This window comes from Pseudoalteromonas sp. SR45-5 (genome assembly GCF_014163565.1).
In the GTDB taxonomy this organism is placed as follows: domain Bacteria; phylum Pseudomonadota; class Gammaproteobacteria; order Enterobacterales; family Alteromonadaceae; genus Pseudoalteromonas; species Pseudoalteromonas distincta.
Genome location: NZ_JACJDN010000098.1, coordinates 1 through 8868 on the forward strand (window position 1 = coordinate 1; position 8868 = coordinate 8868).

At 38.5% G+C, this 8868-nt stretch carries 8 protein-coding genes and 1 pseudogene; 7 read left to right on the top strand and 2 right to left on the bottom strand.

From position 1 onward, the window contains the following. From H5072_RS05805 to H5072_RS05825, 5 genes are all read left to right on the top strand, one after another. The coding region (locus tag H5072_RS05805; RefSeq protein ID WP_182692970.1) for a S9 family peptidase at nucleotides 1-1611 on the top strand (1611 nt) is incomplete at its 5' end. A 79-nt stretch (nucleotides 1612-1690) separates the two neighbouring features. Continuing rightward, nucleotides 1691-3346 (top strand): YHYH protein, encoded by a 1656-nt coding sequence (locus H5072_RS05810; protein ID WP_182692973.1) that lies wholly within the window; start codon nucleotides 1691-1693, stop codon nucleotides 3344-3346. 9 nt (nucleotides 3347-3355) lie between these two features. Then, nucleotides 3356-3886 carry a hypothetical protein gene (locus H5072_RS05815; RefSeq protein ID WP_182692971.1) on the top strand — a complete coding sequence of 177 codons (531 nt, stop codon included), beginning with the start codon at nucleotides 3356-3358 and terminating at the stop codon, nucleotides 3884-3886. Then, entirely contained in the window at nucleotides 3886-5331 is a 1446-nt protein-coding gene (locus H5072_RS05820; RefSeq protein ID WP_182692972.1) for an ATP-binding protein, read from the top strand. Before H5072_RS05815 ends, H5072_RS05820 begins: the two co-directional genes overlap by 1 nt. Nucleotides 5332-5369: 38 nt before the next feature. Next, nucleotides 5370-6044 carry a response regulator gene (locus H5072_RS05825; protein ID WP_024597035.1) on the top strand — a complete coding sequence of 225 codons (675 nt, stop codon included), beginning with the start codon at nucleotides 5370-5372 and terminating at the stop codon, nucleotides 6042-6044. Between the two features lie 24 nt (nucleotides 6045-6068). Here the strand turns inward: H5072_RS05825 and H5072_RS05830 are convergent, their stop codons facing one another. Beyond that, complete coding sequence (locus tag H5072_RS05830) at nucleotides 6069-6926, bottom strand: PA4780 family RIO1-like protein kinase (protein ID WP_002958167.1); 858 nt, start codon at nucleotides 6924-6926, stop codon at nucleotides 6069-6071. A gap of 302 nt (nucleotides 6927-7228) precedes the next feature. Between H5072_RS05830 and H5072_RS05835 the strand changes: the two genes are divergently transcribed. Together H5072_RS05835 and H5072_RS05840 are read left to right on the top strand one after the other, a co-directional pair. After that, nucleotides 7229-7504, top strand: coding sequence for an EF-hand domain-containing protein (locus tag H5072_RS05835; RefSeq protein WP_182196862.1), 276 nt, complete (start codon nucleotides 7229-7231; stop codon nucleotides 7502-7504). A 12-nt stretch (nucleotides 7505-7516) separates the two neighbouring features. Further along, nucleotides 7517-7972 (top strand): hypothetical protein, encoded by a 456-nt coding sequence (locus H5072_RS05840; RefSeq protein WP_024603529.1) that lies wholly within the window; start codon nucleotides 7517-7519, stop codon nucleotides 7970-7972. Nucleotides 7973-8060: 88 nt separating this feature from the next. Here H5072_RS05840 and H5072_RS05845 read toward each other — a convergent pair. Next, nucleotides 8061-8868, bottom strand: a pseudogene (locus H5072_RS05845) (VCBS repeat-containing protein); the annotation flags it as partial.

Genomic DNA, 8868 nt, shown 5'->3' on the forward strand with positions numbered 1-8868 from the left:
GGCGGAGTTAAATATACATCAACGCTTATGTATGCGTATAACTTTAAAAATGATAAAGGTCTTAAATTAGCTTTTAAAGCCAACACAGTAAGAGATGAAATCCAGCCACAATATTCAGACCGAATTGTTAGTTTTTTACCTGAAAAAGAAAATAAAATTTTAGTTCAAGGGGATTTTAAAATTGCAAATACCCCAGCAGTTTATGAGTTAGATTTAACCACATTACGTAAGACACAAATACAAAGACCACGCAGTAATGTAGTTACTTGGTTTGCCGACAGGCAAGGTAAAGTTCGTATTGCAAAAAAAATGGACGATACGCAATTTACTTACGATTATTTTGATGAGAATAAACAGTCGTGGGAAACTTTATTTGATTATGAGGTTTTTAGTAAGCAAAGTATTTCTATATTAGGGTTTGATAAAGACTCTAATTTTTTATACATCACTGCGTTACATGAAGGGCGCGATGCATTATTTAAACTCAATTTAACGACTAAAGCTCGCGAGCTAATTTACAGTAATAGTAAATATGATTTTGATGGGTCTATTTTTTATTCACAACAAACTGGCGAAGTTGCAGGCTTTACTGATTCACATTTAGATGATGGTATTAAATATTGGGATAAAGACTTAGATAAATTACATCGTTCTTTGCGCGTATCGCTCCCTAAAGAAGAATATAAATTAGACATTGTAAGTACCAGTAAAGATCAGCAAAAATATATACTCTATATCAGCTCAGACAAAACGTCTGGTAGTTATTTATTTGGGGATAGAGTAAAAAAACAGGTGAGTGCAATTGCTGATGTTTATCCGCAAATAGATGCCTCTGTATACAGAGGCAAAAAGCGCATTAGCTACAAGGCAAGAGATGGCTTAAAAATAGAAGGCTATCTAACTCTACCAGTAGAATATAAAGAAGGTGATAAGTTACCAACAATTATATTTCCACATGGCGGCCCTATGGCAAGGGATTATGCTAATTTTGATTACTGGACAGCTTTATTAGCCTATAACGGATATGCTGTTTTACAGCCTAATTTCCGTGGTTCGAGTGGTTATGGGCACGACTTTTTAATGCAGTCAATTCAAGGTTTTGGTTTGGCTATGCAAGATGATTTGCAAGACGGTGCAAACTGGTTAATTGACCAAGGAATAGCACAAGCAGATAGCATTTGTATTGGTGGTGCTAGCTATGGTGGCTATGCAGCGTTAATGGCTGTAATTAAGCACCCAGAAACGTTTAAATGTGCGGCTAGTTTTGCTGGGGTAAGTGATTTACAGTATTTAGTGAGTAAAGCACGACACTTTACAAACAAAAATATCGTTAGAAAGCAGTTTGGAACTGATGATGATTTACTAGAAGCTAATTCTCCAGTGAATTTTGCTAAAAAAATAACAAGACCAATATTGCTTGTACATGGAACTGACGACAGTGTGGTACCTGTTTACCATAGTAGAGAAATGCAGGATGAACTTGATGATGAAGCAAAAGATGTTACTTATATTGAGCTTGAGGATGGCGATCATTACTTATCTTATCAAGAACACAGAGTTAAAACTCTTCAGGCATTTTTAGACTTTTTTGATAAACATTTGAAAAAATAAATAGCCAGACTCCAGTTAAATAGCAAAAAGACAACTTAGGTTGTCTTTTTTGATCACAATCTTCCTTTGTTTGTGCACATTGTTTGCACTTTTACTTGTTAACTTTGTTTTATTAAACGTTAAAGTAAAGGTTCAAGCATTGAAAACACTTCTTAAAACAAAAGCCGCTAATGCAACTAAGTTATTTGCGTTAAGTGCGCTTTGTATCGCTTTAAGCGCATGTAATAGCGATTCAACAAGTACTGCAACAGACGGCGATACAGTCAGTAATAGTGTTCCAACGGTTGATGCTGGTATTGACCAAACTGTTAATGCGGGCGATACCGTTTATTTAAGTTCAACGGTTGAAGATGACGGTGAAGTATCGGTTAGTTGGTCGCAAACATCAGGCACTAGCGTTAGTTTATCTTCAAGTACTGCAACGTCTACAGAGTTTGTTGCCCCAGAGGTATTAACCGATGAAGCACTTGTATTTGAGATCAGTGCAGATGATGGCACAAACGATGTCGTTGTAGATACAGTTATAGTTAATGTGATTGCTTCATCAGACTCAGATACAGTTGATAATAGTGCAAAACTTACCAGCTGGTTAATTAACAACGATACAACTTCTACATACATACAAAATAATGGTGCAGTGGTTGAAGATGTTCAATCAGTTGAGGTTGTTAGCGTTACTGAGGAAGATGCTGACGTTGAATACATGTATGTGCAAACTACTGACATTCCTAAATATGATGTAACGCTTACACAAGACCAAGTAGACGCGTTAAATAACCGCCCGCGTGCAGCTACCGATTTTTATAACGGTGTAACTTCTGCAGCAGTAGGGCAAACCATTTCCTTTGGTGAAGATATTGGCTATAACAGCAGCACTGAAAACTGTGATGACACAGGCGGTGCAGGTTATTGGCCTCCAGGACCGGGTTGCCCAACAGAACAAGCGGTTGAAGCGTATTTTCCGCTAACACCTACCGATTTATCTGACGCTGAAACTTGCGAAACAGGTTTAGGTACAGTTGGCTTAATGGTTAATGGCACCAGTATATTTAACTGGGGCGATGGTATGAGCTACGGAAATAATATTTGGTATACATTAGCGCCCATTGCTGAGCAATATGATGTTGATGTGTGTGGCGGACATGCTGCTAACGGTGAATATCATCACCATTTTTATACTAGTTGCTTAGCTGATTTACTTGAAGATGATGGCGATGCGCATTCACCTATCTATGGGTTTGCAGCTGATGGCTATCCGCTTTATGGTCCTTATGAAAGTAACGGACAACTAGCATTAAGTGGCTGGGAAATGCGAGATTACGGTGCACCTACAAGTGAAGGGGGTTGTGGTACTGAGGGTGAGCGAAGCTGTACCTTAGTTGATCAATACGATGTTAGCCAAGGTACACAAACAAGTGATGCAGGTCCTGCTATAGGTGCACAAGTAACGACGCTCTCTGGTAATACATTGAATGCCGACGATGGTTATTACTTTGAAGATTATTACTACGCGCAAAAAACAGTAACCGGTGCTCAATTAGATGAGCATAACGGCCACGATACTAATGATGGTAAGGGTTATCACTACCATATAACACTAACGTTAGACAGTGATGGTAAATTACAGCCTTCTTTTCCTTATCAAATAGGGCCTCGTTTTAAAGGTCAATTAGCCGCTAATTCAATTGGTCGCTGTGATACTGGCGAAACAATGGGTCCACCACCGGGAATGTAAGGAGTAACTATGCGTTATTTTAAATACGCATTGATCCTAACAACTGCTGCGCTATTGAGCTTCAAGCTCTTTGCGCAGCAGGAAATGATGGATCATAGCCATATGCCTATAGCTGTGCCAAATGACACGCCAACCCCGGCATTAAGCCTTAAGTTATTAAAAGATAGTATGTCGGGTTATAACTTAATTTTAGATACACAGCGTTATGATTTGTCTGTGCCGCCAGAGGGCACGATGAACATGCAACAAATGATGGGCGTGACAACAAACCAAGACACCGGTTTTTTACAAGGTCATGCTCATTTATACATTAATGGGGTTAAAATACAGCGAATTTACGGACAAGCGTTGCATTTACCTGCTAACTTATTTAAAACTGGTATAAATACCGTATCGGTTACTTTAAATAATCATGGTCATATGTATTGGACCGCTCAAGGTAAAAAAATAGTTGCTACGCTGTATGTTAACGACCAAACCAAAGAGTTTATAACATACCGATTTGAGAGCTTTCCTAGCAAGGTTGAAAACACGCATTAATGAAAATTCATAATAAACTTTTTTTAATACTATTTAGTTTTACCTTTAGTGTTATTGCAGGGCTTGTGGTTCTTATACAGTGGAGCATAGGGCAAGGCGTAATTGATTTTGTTAATGCAAAAGAGGTGAAAGCGCTTGAACCACTTGTTGTGCAATTTGCAAAGCAATACGAACAAACACCCTCATGGGAGCATGTTGTCGGCAATGGCGAAAGCTTTAGAAAACGTGTTGAATCGCAATTAGAAAATAGCCAGTTTTTGCCTAGGCCACAAGAAGGCCCAGGTCCGCGTGGGCGAGTGATGCGACCACCGCCGCCAGATCATATTCGTTTAGAGGAAGATCGCCGCCCACCGCCAGAAAATATTGCTCACTACGCTTTGCTTGACGAAAATAAACAGCAAGTAGTGGGTAGATACCTCAGCGATTTAAAATATATAACAACCCCAATTATTGTTAACGATAAAATAGTGGGTTACTTAGCAGTTTCTAAAAGAGATAGCTTGGTTGATGGCTATGAGCTTGATTTTTTACAGCAGCAAACTAACTACTTATGGTTTATTGCTTTAGCTGCGGTATTGCTAACATTAATGGTTACTTTTTTATTGTCTCGTCACCTAGTAAGCCCTGTAAAGCAAATTGCTAACGGTATGCATCGCTTAACGCAAGGTAATTACGAGACCAAACTCACGCTTGAGCGAAAAGACGAGCTAGGACAGTTGAGCGAAGATTTTAATACGCTTGCATTTACACTCGCTAAAGATGAGCAAGTACGTAAGCGTTGGCTTGCTAATATTTCTCATGAGCTTAGGACGCCAATGAGTATTTTACTCGGTGAACTTGAAGCTATGCTACTTGGTATACGAGAACCGAACGCAAAAAATATAAGTTCGGCTAACGATGAAGCCCTACATTTAAAACGCTTAATAGACGACTTGCATATGCTCAATAGCGCAGAGTTAGGAGGTATGCACTACACTATGCAACCTACTGATATGGCGTTATTATTAAATACTATTGAGCAAAAGTATCAGGTTTTGCTTGAACAACATAATATAAAAATATACCTACTAAATAGCGCTAAACACATAACTGTACAAGCAGATAAAACACGCCTTTTGCAGCTACTCGATAATATTCTAATGAACGCAGTACACTATGCACAATGTACAACTATTTCTTTAACGGCTAATAATATAAGCATTAAAGGGCAAACTTATTTAGAGCTTATAATCGAAGATAATGGCGTAGGTGTAGAGCAGTCGCATTTATCGCATTTATTTGAGTATTTATACCGAGTAGATAGTTCGCGTAATCGCCAAGAAGGCGGTTCTGGCTTAGGTTTATCTATTTGCCAGCATATAGTTAAAGGTCATAAAGGTGAAATCGCTGCAGAAAAAGCCAGCTTAGGCGGCCTTGCTATTATTATTAGATTGCCAACTATTTAGTTTATAAAATAAAGTTAAGGTTACTTACAGAGATGCCTATGAGTGAACAAATACTAATTGTGGAAGATGAAGTAAAGCTAGCTAACTTAATGAGTGACTTTTTAAGCAGCCATCACTTTATTACTCATCAAATACATCACGGGAATGAAGTATTACCTTGGCTTGAAATTAACAGGCCGAGTGTAATCTTGCTAGACATAATGTTACCAGGTCAAAGTGGTATTGAACTGTGTAAAGCAATCAGGCGCTTTTCAAACGTGCCTATTATTATGGTATCGGCAAAAGTAGAAGAAATAGATAGGCTGCTTGGGCTGGAATTAGGTGCAGATGATTATATTTGTAAGCCGTTTAGTTATGCTGAGCTGGTGGCACGTGTAAAAGCTATTTTAAGGCGATTAAATAACGCAAGTGACGTTACAGAGTCAACAATGAAGCTTGACGAGAGCAGCTACAGCGTAAAATATAAATCTAACAGCATAGAATTGACGAACTTTGAATTTCAGCTATTTAAACCTTTGTTTAACAACCCAAATCGTATTTATTCGCGCGATAGCTTAATGGACACTATGTACGCCGATCAGCGTATTGTGAGCCACCGTACAATTGATAGCCATATTAAAAAGTTGCGTAAAAAACTAGATGAAGTGACACAAACTGAAAGTGTTATCCAGTCTGTTTATGGGGTTGGCTACCGGTTTGTGCATCCACAGTAAGGTGGAATGAGCTATGACGATGAGTTACTCATCGTCGTCAGCATTTTTAATTCGCTCTAAACGGTCAAACTCTTCGTATTCGGCAGCTTGGATTTCATCAAGAATAGAATCTACATCAGCAAGTTCGTCGCTGTCTTCAAATTCACCTGTAAGCGTTGAATTAGGCGTTAAATTGGCCTCTTCAAATAGTGCCCACATTTCTTTAGCGTATTGAGTTTTTAGTATGCTTGGCGCAAATTCACCATAGTAGCGGCGTATGTTATTGACATCGCGTGCAAACATAGCTTGTGCACTGTTATTTGCTGAGGCGTTAACGGCTTGCGGTAAATCTATAATTACAGGGCCGTTATTATCTACAAGTACATTAAACTCAGATAAATCACCGTGTATTATACCTGCGCAAAGCATTAGCTTAATGTAATGTATCATGAGTTTATACTGCTCAATCGCTTGCTCTTCACTAAAAACGACATGTCCTAGTTGAGGGGCTACGTTACCATCTTCATCAGAGACGAGCTCCATAAGCAGCACGCCATCAATACAAAAGTAAGTATCAGGAACACGTACACCCACGCCAGCTAAACGAGATAACGCATCAACTTCGGCATTTTGCCAAATTTCTTCTTCTAATTGGCGGCCATAGCTAGAGCGTTTACCCATTGCACGCGCTTGGCGTCCACCACGTACTTTTCGGCCTTCTTGATATTGTGCCGCTTTTTTAAAACTACGTTTAACCGCATCTTTATACACTTTCGCACAGCGAATATGTTCACCACAACGCACAATAAATACATCGGCTTCTTTACCGCTCATTAGTCGGCTTATTACTTCGTCAATAAGGCCATCATCAACAAGAGGTTGTAGGCGTTTAGGTATTTTCACAGATTGCCTGCTAAGTAGGGTTGGTTATTAATCATTATTTATGAAAGTGCTCTGTATTTGTTTGTTTAATTGGCTCAAGCAGTATATCAGCTTTGAGAATTAAGGGCAGTAACACTACTGCCAGAGAGTAATTAATCGTATTATTTTATTAGCTTATATATTGATTGCAAAGCAATCAACCAGAACTTTTTTTGAATCATCAGTTTTTATTAAAAATAATTTATTACTTCCTCATTATTTGCACATTGTTTGCGTTTTTAAAGCGTAATCTTAGTTTAATTCTTAAATACGAGGTTATTACTATGAAGCATTTTTCAACTCTTGCCACTGTGGCAATATTATCTATTGCTTTTTCAGCTAATGTAGCTGCTCGAGGCGGTGACAATCCTCCTGAAAAACCTGACTTTTCAACTATTGATACTGATGGTGATGGCGTAATTAGCTTTGAAGAGTTTAGTGCTAAAAAACCGCCGCACGGTGATGCACAAACAATTTTTGATTCTATAGATGCCGATGGTAATGGCGAAATTACTGAACAAGAGCTTAGCGATCATAAACCACCTCGTCGTGAACGTTGAAAGGATACTAAAATGATTAATAATATTGGCAGCAGCTCTGTGAGTTTTGTGCCGCAACAAAGTAGTCAAGCTGCAAAATTAACAACAGAGCAAAGTGATTTTGTTAAAGAAACGCTTGCACAGTTTGATGCAGAAAACTTAACTAGCGACGATGCGCAAAGTATTCAAGCTGCATTTAAAGAACAAGGTATTGAACCAACAAAAGAGCTTGCTGATTTAATGGGCGAACTCGAGTTTGATGCTAAAAGCATTGGTGATGCAGGAAGAGCAGAAGGTCAAAGACCGCCGCCACCGCCACAAAACTCATTAGAATCAGTCGATACAGACGAGGTAGTGAGCTACTTAGATGAGCTCTTAACTGAGTATTCAAACCAGTTGTCTGATGAAGATAAAGAATCAATCCTTGCATCAGTGCAAGAGAAGTTTGGTTTAAGTGAAGGCGATTCACTGCTAAATGTAACTGCTTAGGTGTTATTACTTAGAGTAAAGCTGACTGTTACTCGAAAGTCTTAAGTCCAAAGCCCAACGGTTAATTCTGTTGGGCTTTTTTATTGGCTTAATTTAATCGTGTTTCTATTTTGCTGGTGCCATCTTCTTCGGTAAATTTAAATACAAAATCTTTTTTACCGTCTTGGTTTATATCTACCAGAAGAATATCTTTATTATTTTTAGGCAGCGTTAGCTTTAATTTTTTGCGTTTATCATTTAGCAGTGAGTCTTGCTCTCCATAATAAATATACAGCGTTTTTTTACTGTATTTGTATACCGCATCAATATAGCTATCGCCGTTAATGTCACCTAAATAGAGAGCCGGTTCTGATTCATCGCCATTCATCCCCACTTCCATTTCTAAATCAAGTTCAATACTCGATTTATTGGCAAATGAGCCGTCGGGTTGCTGCTTATAAAGATTCATTTCTACATCTACATCAGTACTGCCACCGCCTAATGCCATAGAGGCGATAGTACCTAAGCCAATATCTAAGTCCATTTTTTGTAAATCAATTAAGCCATCATTATTAAAGTCAGTTTTGAGCAATAACTCACTAGGGCCCTGTGTTTCAAATAAGGTAATGGGCGTATTAGTAAAACCTTTAGCACTCCCTAGGTACAAAGTATGTGCTATTTTTATATCTAGCGAGTCCATACCTTGTGTAGGCTTAAACTGTCTGGTTGTAAAATCTAGAAATCCGTCGTTATTAATATCAATAATTTGCTTTATTTTGCGAGTCTCGCCATTGCTTAGCTCGCCTAGCTCAATGCTAAAATCAATTGAGGTAAGCTTTTGCTCAAAGCCCTCTGAATTAGCAAGTAGTACATCTGCTCCAAAGTCATTTGAAAAAACCAGGTCGTTTAATCCGTCG

What these genes read in the sequence shown, in the direction of transcription:
- H5072_RS05815 (WP_182692971.1), top strand. Translation starts at nt 3,356, where the DNA reads ATGCGTTATTTTAAATACGCATTGATCCTAACAACTGCTGCGCTATTG.
- H5072_RS05820 (WP_182692972.1), top strand. Translation starts at nt 3,886, where the DNA reads ATGAAAATTCATAATAAACTTTTTTTAATACTATTTAGTTTTACCTTT.
- H5072_RS05825 (WP_024597035.1), top strand. Translation starts at nt 5,370, where the DNA reads ATGAGTGAACAAATACTAATTGTGGAAGATGAAGTAAAGCTAGCTAAC.
- H5072_RS05835 (WP_182196862.1), top strand. Translation starts at nt 7,229, where the DNA reads ATGAAGCATTTTTCAACTCTTGCCACTGTGGCAATATTATCTATTGCT.
- H5072_RS05840 (WP_024603529.1), top strand. Translation starts at nt 7,517, where the DNA reads ATGATTAATAATATTGGCAGCAGCTCTGTGAGTTTTGTGCCGCAACAA.